This is a genomic window from Amycolatopsis sp. NBC_00345, assembly GCF_036116635.1.
GTDB lineage: Bacteria > Actinomycetota > Actinomycetes > Mycobacteriales > Pseudonocardiaceae > Amycolatopsis.
Genome location: NZ_CP107995.1, coordinates 8,994,053 through 9,012,456 on the forward strand (window position 1 = coordinate 8,994,053; position 18,404 = coordinate 9,012,456).

Genomic DNA, 18,404 nt, shown 5'->3' on the forward strand with positions numbered 1-18,404 from the left:
GCCAGGTAGCCGGTTCTGCGTCTTTAAGGAAGAATCTACGAATTAAAGGACGCGTTTAATACAACACGCGTCGAAGCGTGTATTTGTGACCTATTCAGTTGTCCGGTATCAGCGCCCGGTCCTGATGGTTGTCAGTCAATCGCCTCCCTGGCCAGCACTGCCAGAGGCGTGACGTCGTCACGGTCTCGTTGGGATTCCAGCGAACGAGCAAGCTTGCGCACTTCCTGGTTGAGCCAGTCGATCGACTCCCCGCGAGAGAGCGCAGTGCGGCCAAGCCGAGCGGCAGCCCTCGTGTAAGTGCCGGTGTGCTCGTTGATGAGGAACGCGCCCATGTTGTAGTGCGGGCAGTACGCCACCGGCGGCGAGTCGTTCATCGTGAATGTGGCGAACGCTCCGGCCAGCACGGCGTTCCGCGGATCGCTGCGACGCAGAATGCGGACACCGATACTGCGGGACATCGTTGCCGTGTCGACGATGAAACGTAGCTGCCGAAGCATGACCTCTTCATCGGCGAGGGGATGACGGATCGCTTCGTCGCTGATGAAGAACTCCGCCGGAACCGGATCGCTGCCGAACAGGACGCTCCGGCGCCGCATTCGGGCTTCGACCTGCTCGCTGATCTGTTTGGTGCTGAACTGCTTGGCATCACACGTCAGCTGCGCATAGTCGGGAATCTGCAACAGATCCGGGAGCACGGCAGGAGCCCACACCGTGACCGAGGCAGCGGCGCGTTCATGGGCTACCAGCGCGGCGAAGTGCCCAGGACTTGACTGCGGCCCCGCCGTGAACCAGTCCGGAGCGACGACCCCGCGCGCGATCGACAAGATCCACTCCCTCGCCTCGCCGGTAACCCCCAACGCACCCAGCACCGCGCCCACATCCTCAACCGCAGGCACCCGCGAACCACTCTCCCAATTCGACAAATGCCCCGGGGCCCGGCCGATCCGCCGCGCCAGCTCCCGCACCCCGAACCGGGCACCCAATCGGGCATCACGCAACGCCGCGCCAAGAACCCGAGCCCGCGGCGACAACATCTCCGTGTCCTTCATGACCACGACCTCCGATCCACCGCAGCCACGCACCGCCACGGAAGGCCGCACGAATTCGCCAACCCGAGCCAGGCATCCGACATCCGCTGCGCCGAGTTCGCCGCGTTCTGCGCAGCCGCCGTCGGGCGGTCGGACCGGTAGCGCGGCCACACCTCGATGTAGCCCTGGTACTCCAGCTCCCACGCCCGGACCAGTTTCGAGAACGCCGCAGCGTCACGAGCCGTATCGCTCATGTCGCCTCTCCCTTTCGTTGGGCCGAATCGGCGCGTCCCATCTCCAGTCGCGCCCGTCGGTCGAATTCCTCAGCTGCCACGGCCGCCGCGTGCCGAGCCCACAGAGGCGCGGCGAGTTCACCGGACAACGCGCGCCAGGCGAACGCGACAGCGTGATAGGCGAGAGCGAGACGCCGCACTGCTGCTACGTCGTCGGATGCCGATCGCATCGCAGCGAACAGTGCGGCCGTCTGCTCCGCATACGCGTCGTTCCACCGAGCGACCGCCTCACGCGACGGCCGCCCCGCCATCACGCGGCCTTCTGACCGCTCGCACCCTGAGCGCTGGTGCCCTTCGACGCCGCAGGCTTGGGAGCCGCAGCACTCCCGGGCTCACGCATCCCGGTAGCCCGCAGCACCCAGCCCTGATACTTGAACTTCTCGCCCATGACCCGCGGCTCGACCATCAGGCCCTCGAACATGACGGGTCGGAAGTCGAAACCCGCCATGGCGGCCGGGGGCGGCACCGGCTGGACCCGGTCGAGCAGCGTCACCGTCGCCGACTTGTCCCGATCCTTCTCCGCCGACGGGTCGGTCACCGTGACCTTCCACTGCGGCAGGCCGCTCTGTTCGTCGATCTTCTGCTTGGGCTGCTTGCCCCGGGCCTTGTCCTCGTTCGAGACGTACTCCATGTCCGGGGTCACCGGGCCGACGATCGCGGCGCCGGCCGGAAAGACGTGGTCATGCTCGATCTCGAAGCGTGTTCCGCGCGGTACGGCCATCTCAGCTGCTCCTTGTCTGCGCCTCATCCGGCGCTGCCTAACGTGGCTGACATGGCCAGAGTAGCTAGGTTGGCTAGGCAAGTCAATCAAGTAAAAAAGTGTCTAGCTTCCTAGGTTGCCTAGACAGGCTTGGCGCAGCTCGGGGAAGATGCAAGGGGGGCTTGCAGGCGAAAGGGGGGCTTGCAAGACGTGCAGACACCGCAGACGAGAGGAAGGAGGCTGTCGTGCCACTTGATCCGGACGACTCGCGGCCGCCGTATGTGCAGGTAGCGAACGCTCTGCGGGCGGCGATCTTGACTCGGAAGTTCACACCTGGTGACAAGCTGCCCTCCCGCAACGAGCTGGCGAAGACGTACAACGTCGCGCCGATGACGGTGCAGAACGCCCTGCGCGAGCTTCGCGAAGAGGGATTGATCGTGTCGCGGCAGGGGAGCGGAGTGTTCGTCCGAGAGCGCACTGAGCACCCGATCGGTCTCCGTCCACACATCGAACGAGCCTTCGAGGCTCAAGACGTCACCATCGACTTCGCCGGGTTCTCCGGCGAGACCTTGCACGGCGTCATCACCGAACCGCTGGACAAGATCCGAATCGGCCGGCTGCGTCCTGAGTCGATCACCGTCCGCTTGCTCGTCCCGGACCCGACCCAACCGTGGTCGCTCCCATGCACAGTCGACGAGCACGCCGACAGCCCGGCGTTCCGCAAGCGCGCCGAAGAGATCATGCGCCGGCACACGTTGGCCATCGTCGACTCGGTGACCGAACTCGGTGAGCTGGGCCTGATCAACAAGGCCACGGCCCAGGTGCGGGTGCATCCCTCGCCGCCGATGTTCAAGCTCTACCTGATCAACAACGAAGAGGCGTTCTTCGGCTTCTACCCCGTCCGCGAACACGTGATCAACTTCGGCGACGAGACCAAGGCGATCTACGACCTGATGGGCAAGGACGCAGTCCTGTTCCACCACTCGACCAGCGACGACGACACCTCCACCGGGGCGCAGTACGTCGAGCAGTCCAAGACGTGGTTCGACAGCGTGTGGAACAGCGTGGCCCAGGACTACCAGCGATGACCGCCGCTGACCTACTCGCCCAAGCCCGCGTTCTCCTGCTCGACTTCGACGGCCCAGTCTGTTCCGTCTTCGCGGGCATCCCCGCGTCCGTCGTGGCCGACCAGCTCCGCGGAATCCTCGCCGACGGCGGACACGTCGAGCTTCCCGAGAATGTGGCCACCAGCGCTGACCCGTTCGACGTCCTGCGCCACGCGGCCGCCCTCGGCCCCGACGAAGCCCGCTACGTCGAAGCCGCCTTCACCGCTCACGAAGTCGAGGCCATCCCCACCGCCGCCCCAGCTCACGGAGCACATGGCCTCATCGAGGCATGGCACGCGTCCGGCCGCCCGCTCGCGATCGTGAGCAACAACAGCGCTGCCGCGATCAGCGTCTATCTCGACCTCTACAACCTCCGGCCGGCCGTCGACACAGTGTCGGCCCGCACCGGCTCCGATGTCGCGCTGCTCAAGCCGAGCCCACACCTGCTTCGCCAGGCAATCACGATGCTCGACGTCACCCCGGCCGATTGTGTGTTCGTCGGCGATTCGATGTCTGACATTGAGGCAGCCCACGCCGCAGGCGTCCCGGCCCTCGGCTACGCCAACAAGCCCGGTAAGCATGCGCGGTTCGTCGCGGCCGGAGCCGATGCCATCACTGAGACGCTTGCCGGCCTGGTGCCCGTCTCATGAAGGTCCCGGCGGAACTCGCTCGATCGGTGCGCGCACGCTGGCCAGAGCGCGCAGACAGATGGCTTAACGTCGTCGAACCCGAGCTAGCGGAGCTTTGCCGTCGCTACTCAGCCGCGCCGCAGCGCGTACTACCCGCGCGATGCGCTCTCGTCATCTCGGCCAAGACGACGGACCGCAGTCTCATCCTGCGTGCTACCGCCGACCCGGACGCAGCAGCTCAAGCGTCAGTTGCGAGCGCGCTAGCCAAACTCGGCGTTGCCCCCGCCATCCACACTGTGGACACCACCGAGGCCGGAACGTGGATGGTGATGGACCAGGTCACGCCCGGAACCACACTGGCCGAGACCGACCCCCGCACGCTCAACCTCGACGATCTGACGGCTCCGCTCCGCTCAATGGTCGGGGAGCCAGCACCTTCCTGCGACCTACCTAGCATTACTGACTGGCTTCGGGATCGTCTAACAGATGATCACCTCGCGGACATCCCGCCCGGTCAGACTCGGTCGGATGCCAAGGACCGCAAACACGCCCTCGACCTGCTCAACGAGCTAGCCGACGACACCCGGACCGGCTTGTGCCATGGGGATACCTCCACGTTTAACGTCGTCGCGGATGCTGACGGCCGGTGGATGTTCATTGATCCGCGCGGGATGCGTGGCGAAGTCGAGTACGACGCAGCAGTAATGGCCTTCAAGATTGCCGATGCCCTTACTATCTCTGAAGCAGTCGCCCGCGTCGCCGACGCAGTCCAACTTGATTATAGTCGTGTTCAAAAATGGGTAATGATCTCCAGGTCGGCGCGCGTTTGAGACGGTCTTCGAGTTTGCTAAGTGCTGCGATGCAGCGACGTTCATTTCGTCATTAACAATGACTTTCAAGTTCGTGGTCTTTTGCCCAGACGAAGACATTTTCGATCCCAGTTCTCTCCATATAAATTTCGCGTTCGCAAAGAATGCACAGGTCGCCTCCTCCGAGGCCGCCAACGGAGTGATCGACAAAGTTCGTGCCAGTCCTGGCGCCCTTGATGAGTAGGTCGAGAAGATTAGTTCCCCAGACGAACTCGTGCAATCGCCAAGGTGCCGATTCGTCGTGAACCATCTTTAGAACTTCGACAAAGGTGTTGGCTGCAGCTCGGCGCAGGCTGCCGTTGTTTATCTGCTTGATATGGTTCCCGGTTTCAATGATCGTCGTAACAGGAAGAATAAAAGCTTCCTTTGTTTCGATCTTTGCCTTTTGCTCTTTTAATACTTCCGACCTGTCTTGGTCGCGACCGGGGACGGGAATCAGGTTGCAAAGTATCGACGTGTCGACAAAGTTAACTCGGCGAGACATTAGTTCATTCCGAGAAGTCGAGCGAACTGATCATAATTAGAGTCAAATTCTTCCGGACGAACTAGGCGTCCGCCAGTAACTGCGTCCCCTAGTCTGCCGGTAGCCATCGCTTCAGCGTAGCCCTTCAGATCGGGCAATCGTTCAAGTTTGCTTAGTCCAGTGTCCTGGTCGCGGTAACATACGATAACGCTACGATTGAGGCTGCCGGTCATTTCATTTAGCAAAGCGGGGCTGTGTGTCGTGACCATGACGCGGTTGCCCTGCTCTTTGCTGGCTTCTCGCATTAACTCAAGAACTCTGTCGGCCTGAGAGGGGTGTAGGCCATTTTCGAGTTCCTCAACTACGAGCAGTACGCCTGACGTTGGGCCGCCTAGTGCAAGGCCTTTTTCGATATCTAGGCCTCGATTTGCGGTAAGTAAGGCAGTTGCGATTGCGACAAACCTGAGAAGCCCGTCGCTCATTTCTCGCGCTGGAGTTCGCTCAGACTTTCGTCCCAGGTATCCCTCGCGAAGTGCAATCATGACGTCCCCGAGTTGGGATCTGGCAATGTATATGTCGCGAACACTTTGGTCGGCGACTTGTTTCACTAGGTCGCCTATCTGTCGAAAAGTATCTCGATCGGTGCGTTCCAGTTTGTCGAGCGCTGCCGAGATATTTGCACCAGTCCTGCGCAGGTCGGTATCTCGCTCCGACACGTACTCTCGCATCAAGTGAGGGATTGGGTCGAGATGAAATATTCCCCTCAGCGCTGCGGTAACGGCTTGTGCGGCGTCTATGACGGCCTGAGTGGCATTATTTTCAGGGGCTACTCTGAGTGGAATTTGTGATGTTATCAGCCTGGAGTCTCGAAAAGGAACAATAGGATTGTTTCCGCGTTTTCCATTAAAGATCTCAACATGGATACCTGCGTCGCCTTCTGTGGGTCCTCTTGTTTGGAAGAGATGACGATCTTTTACGACGCCTGACTCAACGGCTGGGGCAGGTCCGCGCAAGACCTCGCTAATTACTCGCAATTCTGGTTTTACTTGAATGCCGATATCAAGGCGATATGAGTTGTTGCCACTTTGGACTGTGCATCCGAGCAGGAATCTATTGGCTCCATGTGGGGCGCAGCCTCGTGAACCGCCGCGGACGGGCCCCCCTTCGCGTCGACGGCCATCCAGAGCGTCCACCAGTTCTTCGCCGGTTGCCAGGCGGGAAAGAACCTCGACGCCGTCCAGGGCATTCGACTTGCCAGCACTGTTTCGACCTGTCAGGACTGTGATCGAATCGACTGGAAGAACAGCATTCCGAAACGACTTGAACTGGCCAAGTCGTATTTCGCGAAGGTAAGCGACGGTCACTCGGGTAAGACTAGACCGACAAGCCGACAATCACCACAGGAGCAGGAAGTAACGGTTGGCTGATCTGCTGCCGAACTTGGCTCTATGGGATCAAGGCGCCGCCGTCGGCGGCGCGCAGGTCACCACGCGTACGGCGGTCCCGCCCGAGTGTGACACGACGGCCTGCCGCTCCGCTCCGGCCGTCGGCCGCCGGGCGGGTCCGCCGACGTGGCGGTGAGGCACGCGCGCCGTCGACGGCGACTGACAACCCCGTGAGTCGCATACCGGCATAGACGCGATCAAGTCGCACGGTGTTACGCCCGATCGGCTCACCGATAGTGGCCGTTCCTCGCAGGCGATCGTTTAACACCGGTCCGCCGGCATCAAGGGCGCCTACGGCGTCGCTACGCGATGGACGCAAGCGCCCACCCTTGACGCCGACAGCCCGGCGCTAACCGCGGCGGGGGCGAGGAAGATGGGGGCGGACAGCCGCTACGTCCCGTGTCACCGAGCCCGAGCAGTCGGAGAGGCGCCAACTATGAAGCAGTCGAGCAGTCGACCCCCTCTGAACCAGATCGCGTTGTGGAGCCGCTTCGAGCTGGTTGACCGGCAGGCGCAGGCTCGAACCACGCGCGCCCACGCGTGCGCCAAGGGTGCGGGCATACTGAACGTGTCCGGCCGAGTCGGATTGTGGACCGTGCGGAACCCTGGCGGAACGAAACGGCCGGTCAGGTGCCCGCGAGGCGAGTTTTCGCAGGGTAAGGCCACCCTCCTTGCGAAGCTGGCACTCACGTGGCTAGAGTGCTAATCGCACGGCCCGAACACGCCCCGGCACCCGCGACGGCGGGGGTGGTAGGAGCCGTATCATCCTGCCGACGCTTTCGACGACCGTGGAGGTCAACCCGGTGAGCGTGAACATCAAGCCGCTCGAGGACAAGATCGTTGTCCAGACGAGTGAGGCCGAGGAGACGACCGCTTCCGGCCTCGTCATCCCCGACACCGCCAAGGAGAAGCCCCAGGAGGGCAAGGTTCTGGCCGTTGGCCCGGGCCGGATCGACGACAAGGGCAACCGCGTGCCGCTCGACGTGGCCGTGGGTGACGTCGTCATCTACTCCAAGTACGGCGGTACCGAGGTCAAGTACAACGGTGAGGACTACTTGATCCTCTCCGCCCGCGACGTGCTGGCCGTCATCAACTGACGAACCGGCCGCAGCGCAAAAACGCCCCGGGCCCCGCACAAGCCGGGGGACGGGGCGTTCTTGTGTCCTAAGACACCTGAAAGGTAAGCGGAAAACGCTATGCCCAAGCAGATCAGTTTCGACGAGGACGCTCGTCGCGCGCTGGAGCGCGGGGTGAACAAGCTCGCTGACGCGGTCAAGGTCACCCTCGGCCCGCGCGGTCGCCACGTCGTCCTCGACAAGAAGTTCGGCGGCCCGACCATCACCCTCGACGGCGTGACCGTCGCCCGTGAGATCGAGCTCGACGACCCGTTCGAGAACCTCGGCGCCCAGCTGGCCAAGAACGTGGCCACCAAGACCAACGACGTCGCCGGCGACGGCACCACCACCGCTACGGTGCTGGCCCAGTCGCTGGTCCGCGTGGGCCTGCGCAACGTGGCCGCCGGCGCCAACCCGACCGCGGTCGGCCGCGGCATCGAGGCGGCGGCCGACAAGGTCGTCGAGATCCTCAAGGCCAAGGCCACCCCGGTCAAGGGCCGCGAGAACATCGCGCAGGTCGGCACCGTGACCTCCCGCGACGCCGCGATCGGCCAGCTGCTCGGCGAGGCCGTCGAGCGCGTGGGCGAGGACGGCGTCATCACCATCGAGGAGTCGTCGACCCTGGCGACCGAGCTGGTGATCACCGAGGGCGTGCAGTTCGACAAGGGCTTCCTGTCGGCGCACTTCGCCACCAACCCCGAGGACCAGAAGGCCGTCCTCGAGGACGCCTACATCCTGCTGAGCCGCGAGAAGATCTCGTCGCTGGCCGACCTGCTCCCGGTGCTGGAGAAGGTCGTCGAGGCGAAGAAGCCGCTGCTGATCATCGCCGAGGACGTCGACGGCGAAGCGCTGTCCACCCTCGTGGTGAACTCGCTGCGCAAGACGATCACCGCCGTCGCGGTCAAGGCGCCGTTCTTCGGCGACCGCCGCAAGGCGTTCCTGGACGACCTCGCCGTCGTCACCGGTGGTGAGGTCATCTCGGCCGAGATCGGCAGCAAGCTGTCCGAGACCGACCTCGGTTCGCTGGGCCGCGCCCGCCGGATCGTCGTCAGCAAGGACGACACCACGATCGTCGACGGCGGCGGCACCAAGGACGCCCTCGCCGGCCGGACCGCGCAGATCCGCAAGGAGATCGAGACCACCGACTCCGACTGGGACCGCGAGAAGCTGCAGGAGCGGCTCGCGAAGCTCGGCGGCGGCGTGGCCGTGATCAAGGTCGGCGCGGCCACCGAGACCGAGCTCAACGAGCGCAAGCACCGCATCGAGGACGCTGTCGCGTCGACGAAGGCGGCCGTCGAGGAGGGCATCCTCCCCGGTGGTGGCTCGGCGCTGGTCCACGCCGTCAAGGAGCTCGAGGGCGACCTCGGCCTGACCGGCGACGAGGCCACCGGCGTGCACATCGTGCGCGACGCGCTGACCGCCCCGCTGTTCTGGATCGCGACGAACGCGGGCCACGAGGGCGCGGTCATCGTGAACAAGGTCAAGGAGCAGTCCTGGGGCCACGGCTTCAACGCCGCCACCGGCGAGCTCACCGACCTGATCGCGGCCGGCATCGTCGACCCGGTCAAGGTGACCCGCTCCGCGGTCGCGAACGCGGCGTCCATCGCCCGGCTCGTGCTCACCACGGAGAGCGCCGTGGTCGAGAAGCCGGCTGAGGAAGAGGGCGACGCGGGTCACGGCCACGGCCACTCGCACTAGTCGCTTCTGTTTCACCGCAACGAAAAACGGGGCGGCACTCCCTTCCGAGGGGGTGCCGCCCCGCTTTTGTGTTCGGCGGGTCAGGCCGTGAAGCCGCCGTCGACGGTGAGCGACGTGCCGGTCAGGTAGCGGCTGTCGGGCCCGGCCAGGTACGCGACGGCCGCCGCGATGTCCGCGGTTTCGGCGTAGTGGCCGAGCGCGATGTGAGCCAGCTGGCTCGCGGCGTGCGAGCCGTCGGCGGGGTTCATCTCGGTGTCCGTGGAGCCGGGGTGGACGACGTTGGCCGTGATGCCGCGTTCGCCGAGGTCGCGCGCGAGGCCCTTGGTCATGCCGATCAACGCCGATTTGCTGGCCGAGTACAAGCTCATCCCCGGCCACGGCACGCGTTCGGCCAGGTCGCTGCCGATCGACACCACCCGCCCGCCGCGGCCCATGTGCCGCACCGCCGCCTGCGTCGCGACCAGCACGGCGCGGACGTGCACCGCCAGGGTGTGGTCGATGGTCTCGACCTTCAGCTCGTCGATGGTCGCGGCGGGGAACACCCCGGCGTTGTTGACCAGCACGTCGAGCCGGCCCAGCTCCTCGGCGGCGCGGTCGACGGCGGTGGCCACCGCGGCGGCGTCCGCGGCGTCGGCCCGCAGAGCCAGCCCGCGCCGGCCGTGCCCCTCGATCACCGCCACCACCTGCGCCGCTCGCTCCTGTGCGCGCTCGTACGTGATCGCGACGTCGGCGCCGTCCGCGGCCAGCCGCGTCGCGATCGCCGCGCCGATACCCCGGCTGCCGCCCGTGACCAGCGCGACCTTTCCGTCCAGCGTGCCCATGACCCCAGTTCCTTTCTGTAGTGATAGGTACATAAAAGGGGTCGTACGATAGGCCCGTCAAGGATTTTGTATCGCTCGCTAAAGAAGGTGGTCCATGTCACCGCGCGGCCGGCCCCGTGCGTTCGACCGCGAACGCGCGCTCGAACAGGCCATGTTCGTGTTCTGGGAGCGTGGCTACGAAGGGGCGTCGCTCGCCGACCTGACGGCCGCCATGGGCGTCAACCCTCCCAGCCTGTACGCCGCCTTCGGGGACAAGGAGAAGCTGTTCCGCGAGGCCGTCGCGCGCTACGGCGAGACCCACGGCCGCTACACGCGGCGCGCGCTGGACGAAGGGCTGACGGCGCGCGCCGCGATCGAGGCGATGCTTCGCGACAACGCCCGTGCGTACGTCGACCCGGAGAACCCCACAGGCTGCATGGTTGTGCTCGCCGCGACCAACTACGCGCCGTCACACCAAGGCGTCCACGATCACCTGGCCGAGGCACGCGAGCACACCCGCGAGCTGATCCGCGCCCGCCTGCGCCGTGGCGTGGAAGAGGGCGACCTGTCACCGGATGCCGACGTCGAGGCCCTCGCGGCGCTGTACGCGACCGTCCTCTACGGGCTTTCGCTGCAGGCCCGTGACGGCCTCGGCCTCGACGTCCTCACCGCGGTCATCGACGGCGCGCTCGCGGCCTGGCCCGGACATGCGGAAGGGGCGGCGCCCGGTGTGGACGCCGCCCCTCCCGGGTCCGGGTGAGCTCAGCCGTTGGACATGCTCAGCGCTCGTTTGTCCTGCTTGATCAGGTTTTCCCGCTCCGACTCGGACAGGCCGCCCCAGATGCCGTAGGGCTCGTGCACTGCCAGCGCGTGCCGGCGGCACATCTCCAGTACCGGGCAGGCCAGGCAGACTGCCTTCGCCCTGGCCTCGCGCCGTGCCCTCGCCGGCCCCCGCTCGCCGTCCGGGTGAAAGAAGGACGCGCTGTCCATCCCCCGGCACGACCCCTCCAGCTGCCAGTCCCACATGTCCGCATTGGGGCCGGGGAGCCTGCGCGTGTCTGCCATCCTGACCGCCTCCGTCATCCGGTCGATGCCATTAGCTGCTCTGCTGTGGTGCCGATACTCCATTCGGTGCAACGGCGGTAACGTTAGAAGCGCGCCAATAGTTGTTCAAGAGATCCGGGCCGATTCAGCCGTTAGGCATCCCCCGGATGTGTGAGCAGGGCTTTTGGCTCCGGTTGCCGGGACCGGCACAGGCCTGGATATTGGGCCGAGTGGGATCCGGGTCGAGCGAAGGAGAGCCCACCCTGCCGGTGGCCTCGGTCGCTCGCCGGCTCGGGGTCGCCCCGTCCACCCTTCGTACCTGGGACCGCCGTTACGGATTGGGCCCCAGCAGGCACACCGACGGCCGTCATCGCAGGTACGGCAGCTCTGACATCGGGCGCCTCGAACTCATGCAGCGCGCGTTGCTCCGCGGCGCGTCGACGGCGGAAGCCGCGCGCTACGCCCTTGAGCACATGCCCCGTGCTGTCGTCGACGAGCTGACTCCGCCTGCTCCGGCTCCCGAAGAGGACGAGCCCGCCGTACCCACCCCGGACGACGGCGACCACGAGGTCCCGTCCCGTCTCGCCCGCCGGCTGAGCACGGCCGCGCTGGCCATGGACGTCGGCGCCGTGCAGCGCATGCTCGCCGACGCGATCGGCGAGCTGGGAGTGCTCGCCGCGTGGTCCGGCGTGATCGACCCGGTGCTGACGGCGCTGGGGGCGCGCTGGCGCGGGGTCAGCGCGGGCGCGGAGGTCGAGTACCTGCTGGCCGAGTGCGTGTACGCGTCGCTCGTCCGCGCGACTCCCGTGCTCGACCAGCCGCGCAACCAGCGCCCGGTGATGCTCGGCTGCGTGCCGGAGGAACGGGACAGCACTCCGGCGTACGCGCTGGCGGCCGCGTTGGCAGGCCGCCGGATCGGCACGCAGCTGTTCGGGGTGCCGCTGCCCGCGGAGGTGCTGGCGGTGGCCGTTCGGCGGAGCGCGCCCGCCGCCGTTGTGCTGTGGGCGCACCGCCGAGCGGTGGCGGACCCGCGTCTGTTCGCGCGCGTCTCCCGCGGCCGCCAGCGCAGCCGCCTGTTCGCCTGCGGCCCCGGCTGGGACCCGGCCGCCTTGCCGGACAAGGTGGAACTGCTGGTGGACCTGCCCACGGCCGCGGACCGCGTCGAACACGTCCTGGTGGGGGCGACGGGTTAGGCCGGTTGCCGGAGCTGTTCGGTGGCGCTCCCGCGAAGTTGAAGCTGGTGGTCTCCGGTGTTCTCAACGGGCGGATTTTGTCGGTGGGAAGCGCTAGAAAGAACGGGTGGAGGAAGAGACCCTGCGGGCCCTCGCGTTCGGTGGCCACCCGCAGCCACCGGAGCCGGTCACGGCGCCGCGCTCCGCCGCGCCGTGGGACCGCCTGCTGGCCGCGATCGTGCTTGGCGCGCAAGGCCGTTATGCCGCTGCCTCCACGGCTTTGTCCGATCTTCGCCAGAGCCGGGACCCGCTGCTGGCCTCCCTGGCCGCCACCACGCTCGCCTCGCACCGCCGCCAACTCGGCGGCCACACCGCGGCGCGATCCCTGGACGGTGAGGCCTTGGCGCTCGTACTGGGCGGCCCGGCACCGTGGCTTGACTTGAGCCCCCTGAGCCCCCTGAGCCCCCGGGATGGCCGTCCCTCCGATCACCGCTCCGCCAACCGCGCTGCCGCCAACCGCGCTGCCGCCAACCCTGGCGCCGCTGCAACCCCCGCTGTCGCGGACCGCGACGCTGCCGCTGCCCCGCCCGCCCCGGCCTTCGCCCCCTCCGACCCCGACGGTCTCGACTACCCCGGCGCCAGGGCCGATGCCCTGCTCGGCCTGGCGGCCGACAACCTCGCCCTGGGCCGGATCGCGGCGGCGCGGCGGTTGGCGGCGCGGGCGGTGGCCGAGGACGGGCGCTGGCGGGCGACCGTGCGGGCCGGGTGGGTCGGGGCCGAGATCGAGCTGGCGGCGGGACGGCCTGCCGAAGCGGTGGCGCCGGCGCGGCGGGCCGCGGAGGCCGCGCGGGAACGCGGCGCGCGCCGTCATGTCGTGAAATCCGACATCGTGCTCGGGGTAACCCTGTCGGCGGCCGGTGACGCCGGTGATCGGGAGGCGGCGCTGGCCCTTGTCGAAAGCGCCCTCGCCGAGGCCGAGAAATGCGAACTCTATTCACTTATATGGGTGGCAACGCGTGTCGCGGCCGATCTCGGGGCCCAACACGCCGAGAAGTATCGATTCAGAAGCCGGGAGGTGTTGCACGCAGTGTTACGACGAGTCGATCCTTGCGTGATGCGTATCGCACAGGATTCACCGTGGGTTCCCACCGGGGCCGGTTGAGCCTCCCGGAAAGGCCGTTCCGGCATCCGGGCTAAGAAACTTCAAAAAAAGCCACCGGATCGTGTCAAGGTTCGGGCTAAAGCGTCCGATAGGGGAAGTGGAATGTCACCCGGCTGCAGGAAGGAAACCCCGTGACGACGGTCTTGATCTGCGACGACCGACGCAGTGTCCGCGAAGGGCTCACCCGTGTGATGTCCGCGGTCCCAGGGGTCAGTCGCATCGACTGCGTAGCGCACGGTGACGAGCTGCTGGCCCGGTACACCCGTCAGCCGGTCGACGTCGTGCTGGTCGGGACGCAACGCGCGGTCCCGACGGGCGTCGAAGCCACGCGCCGGCTCGTCTCCGCGAACCCCCAGGCGAACGTCATCGTTTTCGGCGCCCCGGACGACGCGGGCAGCATCGCCGCGGCGATTGCCGGCGGTGCCCGCGGTTACCTGCGCTGGGACGCCTCGCGGCCCGAGCTGGTCGCCGCACTGGCCCACACCCTCGCCAGCACCTCGGTGCCGGCACCGCGCCAGCCGTCGGACCCCGGCGTGCAGCTCACCGAACGCGAGCTGCAGGTCCTGCGCGGCATGAGCCAGGGCAAGAGCAACGGCCAGATCGGCCGCGAGCTCTACCTGTCCGAGGACACGGTGAAGACCCACGCGCGGCGGCTGTTCCGCAAGCTCGGGGTCCGCGACCGTGCCCAGGCGGTGGCCCACGGCTTCCGCCGCGGTCTCGTCTCCTGAGGCTCCGGGCCCTCCGGGGCCCTCGAGGTAAAGCGCTCTCCAGCGGCTTCGTTCCTGACGTGGTTGCACGGTGACGACGGGCCAGGGCTCGCGCCCTGGCCCGTACCTGTGTTCCGTGTCACGGACAAAGCTGTTGTCCCCACCGCTCGGGCAGGCTTCCGGACTGGTCGCCACCCCGCCCGGGCAGCTCCCGTACCTCACTGGCCAGCCGTTCGGCCGGATTCGGCGAACGCGGACAAGGGCCAGTAAAAGCCGTGTTTTCACGGCCGCCGCGAGCGCGGCGCGCCGGGGACCACCTCTGGCGGTTGTCCGAGGGGTCGCCGACGGTACGGTAACTGTCACCGGCGGGCGGGGCAGGATGACCACGCGCCGGATTCTTTGCACGCCTACACGTAACACTGGGACTGTTGTCTGCGATGGCCAATGTGGGGGATGGACTGGATGAGCCAGTCGCCGCTGCTGTTGAGGGAGACCCTCAAGCGGTCGAGCGGTTGCTGGCGGCCATCCGTCCTCTGGTAGTGCGGTATTGCCGCGCCCGGGTTGGCAGGCAGGAGCGTTCTTTCGCTTCTGCCGACGATGTTGCGCAGGAGGTGTGTCTCGCGGTGCTCACGGCATTGCCTTCGTACCGTGACCAGGGACGCCCTTTCCTTGCGTTCGTCTACGGTATTGCTCAGCACAAGGTGGCCGACGCGCACCGCGCGGCGGCTCGCAACCGGGCTGAGCCGGTCGCCGAAGTCCCCGACGAGATCGAGGGCGGGGTCGGACCCGAGCAGCGCGCGTTGCAGGGTGAGCTGAACGAGCGGATGTCGCAGTTGTTGCAGGTACTGCCGGACAAGCAACGGGAGATCGTCGTGTTGCGGGTCGTGGTGGGGCTGTCGGCCGAGGAGACCGCGGAGGCCGTCGGGTCGACGCCGGGCGCCGTCCGCGTCGCCCAGCACCGCGCCTTGGCCCGCCTGCGCAAGGTGCTCGCCGCCGAGGAGGTGATCTGAGTGACCGATCGAGACGACGACCGCGACCTGTCGCCATCCGCGTGGCCGAGCGGCATGACGGCGTTCGACGCCCAGGCCGACGAGGACCTGTCGGCCATCCAGGCCGACGACGCGCTGCTGGACGCACTCGGGGGCACGGACCCGGCCATCGCCGACGGCCTCGGCGACCAGGAGCTGAACGCGCTGCTGCTGGCCTGGCGGCGCGACATCGACAGTGAGCCGCTCGCCGAGCTGGTCGACGTCGACACCGCGGTCACCACCGTCCGGACGGCATCGCTGGCGCGCAAGCACTCCCTGCGCGGCCGCCGCCGTCGTTTCCTCGTGCCGGTCGCCGCCGCGTGCGCCGCCGCCGCGATCGCCTTCACCGGCACCGGCCTGGCCGCGCGTGACGCGCAGCCGGGCGACACCCTCTGGGGCCTCACAAAGGTCCTCTACGCCGACCACGCCCACTCGGTCGAAGCCGCCGCCACGGTGAAGCTCGACCTCGAGAAGGCGAACCTCGCGCTGGCCGACAACCGCCTCTCCGACGCCCGCAAGGCGCTCGACGACGCGCAGGCCGCCCTCAGCCAGGTCACCGACGACGACAACCGCAACCAGCTGATGGAGCAACACCGTCAGCTGGCGGCGCAGCTCGACGATCCGTCCGCGCCCAACCCGGGCGGGAACCCGGCGACTCCGCCCACGAAGCCGCAGGCGAACGACCCGGTCACCACCGGGTCGCAGCAGGCCAGTGGCCAGCCGACGTCGCTGCCCGGCACGGGTGGCGGCACCGCCACCCCGCCGCCCGCCACCAGCGTCACGCAGCCGCCGCCCACGTCGGGCGACACGACCACGACCCCGCCGACCCCGCCGACCGGGGTCACGGGCAGCAACCCCGGCTCGGGCAGCAGCGGCAGCCCGCGCAACGAGACCAGCGGCGGCGACGCCCAGAACGGGTCCCCGCAAACCCCGTAGCCCGGAAGCTTTTCGACTGGATGCTCTTCGAGAGAGGGCCTCGGCGGATCACCTCCGCTGAGGCCTTTTTCGTAAACCACGGCAGGAAACGGGCATGAAAAAGGCCTCGGTGAGCAACGTCACCGAGGCCTTCGTCAAGCCGGTACCGGCTCAGTAGGCGCTTTCGTTGGCCGTGACCCCGTCGGCGAAGCCGCGGCAGTAGTCCCAGCTCACGTAGTCGCCCGGGTTGGGGTCGAAGGCCGGCTCGTGCGGGCGCATGCGGCCGTCGGCCAGCAGCTGCTCCAGGCTGGCACGCAGGAGGTGCCAGTCGTGGTAGTGGGGTTCGTCGCATTCGCCGCAGTCCACGACGATGCCCCGCACGCCGCGCGGCTCCAGGAGGGCCTGGTAGACGGCGAGATCGGAGAGGTCGGCCAGCAGCTCGGTGCGTTCGTCCGCGCTGATCGGCTCGTCCAGGTGGTCTTCGGGGTCGAGGAAGGCCCGGGCCGGATCGTCCGGGTCATCCGCGAACGGGTCTGGGGGCAACACATCGTGCGGCACGGCCTGCACGGTACCTGCTCACGCGGTGCCATCCCCACCCGCCCAGGTCGGGGGTCCGGCCCGGATATCATGAGGGGAAGGCCCAGCCCCGTCGGTCGCTAGCCACCAGCGACTCCGCACACCCCTGCCAGGAAGGCCCTTCGCCCGCCATGACCAGCGAAAGCATCACCGCCCCCGTGCCGAGCAAGTTCGCGATGCTCGGCCTGACCTTCGACGACGTGCTGCTGCTGCCGGCCGAATCCGACGTGGTGCCCAGCGGGGTCGACACCAGCACCCGGCTCACCCGCAACATCACGCTGAACATCCCGCTGGTCTCCGCCGCCATGGACACCGTCACCGAGGGCCGGATGGCGATCGCGATGGCGCGCCAGGGCGGCATCGGCGTGCTGCAGCGCAACCTGCCGATCGACGAGCAGGCCGCGGCCGTCGAGGTCGTGAAGCGCTCGGAGGCCGGCATGGTCACCGACCCGGTCACCTGCTCGCCCGACGACACGCTGGCCGAGGTCGACGCCCTGTGCGCCCGGTTCCGCATCTCCGGCGTGCCGGTCACCGACGCCTCCGGCTCGCTCGTGGGCATCATCACCAACCGCGACATGCGGTTCGAGGTGGACTACACCCGCCTGGTCAGCGAGGTCATGACAAAGGCGCCGCTGGTCACCGCCCAGGTCGGGGTCACCGCGGAGGCGGCGCTGGGGCTGCTGCGCCGGCACAAGATCGAGAAGCTGCCGATCGTCGACGGCGCGGGCAAGCTCCGCGGCCTGATCACGGTCAAGGACTTCGTGAAGACCGAGCAGTACCCGAACGCCACCAAGGACACCGACGGCCGGCTGATCGTCGGCGCCGCCGTCGGCGTCGGCTCCGACGGGCACAAGCGCGCGATGACGCTGGCCGAGGCCGGCGTCGACGTGCTCATGGTGGACACCGCCCACGGCCACTCCCGCGCCGTGGTGGAGACCGTGAAGCTGCTGAAGAAGGAGCTGGGCGACACCGTCGACATCGTCGGCGGCAACGTCGCCACCCGCGCGGGCGCGCAGGCGCTGGTGGACGCGGGCGTGGACGGCGTGAAGGTCGGCGTCGGCCCGGGATCGATCTGCACCACGCGCATCGTCGCCGGCGTCGGCGTCCCGCAGATCTCCGCGATCTACGAGGCCGACCAGGCCTGCCGCCCGGCCGGCGTCCCGGTGATCGGCGACGGCGGCATCCAGTACTCGGGCGACATCGCGAAGGCCATCGCGTCCGGCGCGTCCACCGTGATGCTGGGCAGCCTGCTGGCCGGCACCGCCGAGTCGCCCGGTGACCTGATCCTGGTCAACGGCAAGCAGTTCAAGGTCTACCGCGGCATGGGCTCGCTGGGCGCCATGCAGTCGCGCGGCCAGGCGAAGTCGTACTCGAAGGACCGCTACGCGCAGGACGACGTGCTCAACGAGGACAAGCTGGTCCCCGAGGGCATCGAAGGCCGCATCCCGTTCCGCGGCCCGCTGTCGAACGTCGTGCACCAGCTCGTCGGCGGCCTCCGCGCCGGCATGGGCTACGCGGGCGCCGAGACGATCGCGCAGCTGCAGGAAGCGCAGCTGGTGCGGATCACGGCGGCCGGGCTCAAGGAGAGCCACCCGCACGACGTCACGATGACCGTCGAGGCGCCGAACTACACCACCCACTGATCCGGACTCGT

Annotated in this window: 20 protein-coding genes; 12 read left to right on the plus strand and 8 right to left on the minus strand. The window is 67.5% G+C overall.

Features of this window, described 5'->3' with window-relative positions; all coding sequences use genetic code 11:
* Nucleotides 1–131: 131 nt before the first annotated feature.
* From OG943_RS40980 to OG943_RS40990, 3 genes are all read right to left on the minus strand, one after another.
* Nucleotides 132–1,049 carry a helix-turn-helix domain-containing protein gene (locus tag OG943_RS40980; protein ID WP_328606257.1) on the minus strand — a complete coding sequence of 306 codons (918 nt, stop codon included), beginning with the start codon at nucleotides 1,047–1,049 and terminating at the stop codon, nucleotides 132–134.
* Nucleotides 1,046–1,282 (minus strand): hypothetical protein, encoded by a 237-nt coding sequence (locus tag OG943_RS40985; protein WP_328606258.1) that lies wholly within the window; start codon nucleotides 1,280–1,282, stop codon nucleotides 1,046–1,048. Before OG943_RS40985 ends, OG943_RS40980 begins: the two co-directional genes overlap by 4 nt.
* A 289-nt stretch (nucleotides 1,283–1,571) precedes the next feature.
* Nucleotides 1,572–2,042, minus strand: coding sequence for a hypothetical protein (locus OG943_RS40990; RefSeq protein ID WP_328606259.1), 471 nt, complete (start codon nucleotides 2,040–2,042; stop codon nucleotides 1,572–1,574).
* 224 nt (nucleotides 2,043–2,266) lie between these two features.
* Here OG943_RS40990 and OG943_RS40995 point away from each other — a divergent pair, with 224 nt between their 5' ends.
* The 3 genes from OG943_RS40995 (at nucleotide 2,267) to OG943_RS41005 (ending at nucleotide 4,586) form a co-directional block, all read left to right on the plus strand.
* Nucleotides 2,267–3,109: a GntR family transcriptional regulator gene (locus OG943_RS40995; protein WP_328606260.1), complete on the plus strand. Its 843-nt coding sequence runs from the start codon at nucleotides 2,267–2,269 to the stop codon at nucleotides 3,107–3,109.
* Nucleotides 3,106–3,777, plus strand: a complete 672-nt coding sequence (locus OG943_RS41000; protein WP_328606261.1) for an HAD family hydrolase — start codon at nucleotides 3,106–3,108, stop codon at nucleotides 3,775–3,777. The genes OG943_RS40995 and OG943_RS41000 overlap by 4 nt, the downstream gene beginning before the upstream one ends.
* Nucleotides 3,778–3,929: 152 nt before the next feature.
* Nucleotides 3,930–4,586: an aminoglycoside phosphotransferase family protein gene (locus OG943_RS41005; protein WP_328612291.1), complete on the plus strand. Its 657-nt coding sequence runs from the start codon at nucleotides 3,930–3,932 to the stop codon at nucleotides 4,584–4,586.
* 52 nt (nucleotides 4,587–4,638) lie between these two features.
* Here OG943_RS41005 and OG943_RS41010 read toward each other — a convergent pair whose 3' ends face one another.
* Both OG943_RS41010 and OG943_RS41015 read right to left on the minus strand, forming a co-directional pair.
* Nucleotides 4,639–5,109, minus strand: coding sequence for a hypothetical protein (locus OG943_RS41010; RefSeq protein WP_328606262.1), 471 nt, complete (start codon nucleotides 5,107–5,109; stop codon nucleotides 4,639–4,641).
* Nucleotides 5,109–6,452, minus strand: a complete 1,344-nt coding sequence (locus OG943_RS41015) for an AAA family ATPase (RefSeq protein WP_328606263.1) — start codon at nucleotides 6,450–6,452, stop codon at nucleotides 5,109–5,111. The genes OG943_RS41010 and OG943_RS41015 overlap by 1 nt, the downstream gene beginning before the upstream one ends.
* Nucleotides 6,453–7,336: 884 nt before the next feature.
* Here OG943_RS41015 and groES point away from each other — a divergent pair.
* Both groES and groL read left to right on the plus strand, forming a co-directional pair.
* Nucleotides 7,337–7,630 (plus strand): co-chaperone GroES, encoded by a 294-nt coding sequence (gene groES / locus OG943_RS41020; protein WP_009072407.1) that lies wholly within the window; start codon nucleotides 7,337–7,339, stop codon nucleotides 7,628–7,630.
* 99 nt (nucleotides 7,631–7,729) lie between these two features.
* Nucleotides 7,730–9,346, plus strand: a complete 1,617-nt coding sequence (gene groL / locus OG943_RS41025; RefSeq protein ID WP_328606264.1) for a chaperonin GroEL — start codon at nucleotides 7,730–7,732, stop codon at nucleotides 9,344–9,346.
* 80 nt (nucleotides 9,347–9,426) lie between these two features.
* On the opposite strand, the gene OG943_RS41030 is transcribed toward groL, so the two are convergent.
* Nucleotides 9,427–10,167 (minus strand): SDR family NAD(P)-dependent oxidoreductase, encoded by a 741-nt coding sequence (locus OG943_RS41030; RefSeq protein WP_328606265.1) that lies wholly within the window; start codon nucleotides 10,165–10,167, stop codon nucleotides 9,427–9,429.
* Nucleotides 10,168–10,261: 94 nt separating this feature from the next.
* On the opposite strand from OG943_RS41030, the gene OG943_RS41035 reads away from it, so the two are divergent.
* Nucleotides 10,262–10,906 (plus strand): TetR/AcrR family transcriptional regulator, encoded by a 645-nt coding sequence (locus OG943_RS41035; RefSeq protein WP_328606266.1) that lies wholly within the window; start codon nucleotides 10,262–10,264, stop codon nucleotides 10,904–10,906.
* Nucleotides 10,907–10,908: 2 nt separating this feature from the next.
* On the opposite strand, the gene OG943_RS41040 is transcribed toward OG943_RS41035, so the two are convergent.
* A complete protein-coding gene (locus tag OG943_RS41040) occupies nucleotides 10,909–11,211 on the minus strand; it encodes a WhiB family transcriptional regulator (RefSeq protein ID WP_328606267.1) in 303 nt (100 codons plus the stop codon).
* A 248-nt stretch (nucleotides 11,212–11,459) separates the two neighbouring features.
* Here OG943_RS41040 and OG943_RS41045 point away from each other — a divergent pair, with 248 nt between their 5' ends.
* The 5 genes from OG943_RS41045 (at nucleotide 11,460) to OG943_RS41065 (ending at nucleotide 16,195) form a co-directional block, all read left to right on the plus strand.
* A complete protein-coding gene (locus OG943_RS41045) occupies nucleotides 11,460–12,383 on the plus strand; it encodes a MerR family transcriptional regulator (RefSeq protein WP_328606268.1) in 924 nt (307 codons plus the stop codon).
* Between the two features lie 106 nt (nucleotides 12,384–12,489).
* Nucleotides 12,490–13,524: a hypothetical protein gene (locus OG943_RS41050; protein ID WP_328606269.1), complete on the plus strand. Its 1,035-nt coding sequence runs from the start codon at nucleotides 12,490–12,492 to the stop codon at nucleotides 13,522–13,524.
* Between the two features lie 131 nt (nucleotides 13,525–13,655).
* Nucleotides 13,656–14,252: a response regulator transcription factor gene (locus OG943_RS41055; RefSeq protein ID WP_020662719.1), complete on the plus strand. Its 597-nt coding sequence runs from the start codon at nucleotides 13,656–13,658 to the stop codon at nucleotides 14,250–14,252.
* Between the two features lie 416 nt (nucleotides 14,253–14,668).
* A complete protein-coding gene (locus OG943_RS41060) occupies nucleotides 14,669–15,241 on the plus strand; it encodes a sigma-70 family RNA polymerase sigma factor (protein WP_328612292.1) in 573 nt (190 codons plus the stop codon).
* Nucleotides 15,242–16,195 carry an anti-sigma-D factor RsdA gene (locus OG943_RS41065; RefSeq protein WP_442874639.1) on the plus strand — a complete coding sequence of 318 codons (954 nt, stop codon included), beginning with the start codon at nucleotides 15,242–15,244 and terminating at the stop codon, nucleotides 16,193–16,195. It begins immediately after the preceding gene.
* A gap of 150 nt (nucleotides 16,196–16,345) precedes the next feature.
* Here OG943_RS41065 and OG943_RS41070 read toward each other — a convergent pair whose 3' ends face one another.
* Nucleotides 16,346–16,741 (minus strand): DUF5319 domain-containing protein, encoded by a 396-nt coding sequence (locus OG943_RS41070; protein ID WP_315653735.1) that lies wholly within the window; start codon nucleotides 16,739–16,741, stop codon nucleotides 16,346–16,348.
* Between the two features lie 140 nt (nucleotides 16,742–16,881).
* On the opposite strand from OG943_RS41070, the gene guaB reads away from it, so the two are divergent.
* Entirely contained in the window at nucleotides 16,882–18,393 is a 1,512-nt protein-coding gene (gene guaB, locus OG943_RS41075; protein ID WP_328606270.1) for an IMP dehydrogenase, read from the plus strand.
* Nucleotides 18,394–18,404 lie beyond the last annotated feature (11 nt).